The 354-nt window shown below is 66.1% G+C and carries 1 protein-coding gene; it reads left to right on the plus strand.

Annotated elements, in window-relative coordinates; all coding sequences use genetic code 11:
- Positions 1–354 (plus strand): DDE-type integrase/transposase/recombinase (locus tag H6A34_RS15700; protein WP_205106109.1); only part of this gene is annotated, 354 nt, incomplete at both ends.

Below are 354 nucleotides of genomic sequence, written 5' to 3' on the forward strand. Positions count from 1 at the left end.
CTCGTGCTGGCGCGCCCGAAGCCCCGCCGCACGACCGACTCCAACCACCGCTACCACAAGTGGAAGAACCTCGTGCGCGGCTTCACGCCTACCGCCGCGAACCAGCTGTGGGTGGCCGACATAACCTACATACCACTCGAATGCGGTGGCACGTGCTACCTGCACATAGTCACCGACGCCTACTCGCACAAGGTCGTAGGCCACAAGGTCTCGCCGTCGCTGCGCGCCTCGGAGTCTCTCGAGGCCCTCAGGCAGGCCATAGCCCATGCCGTGGCGTTGCGCGGCACGGACAGTCTTGACGGCCTCGTCCACCACTCCGACCGCGGGGTGCAGTACTGCTGCGACGCCTACATC

Source organism: Marseilla massiliensis, assembly GCF_016899855.1.
In the GTDB taxonomy this organism is placed as follows: domain Bacteria; phylum Bacteroidota; class Bacteroidia; order Bacteroidales; family Bacteroidaceae; genus Prevotella.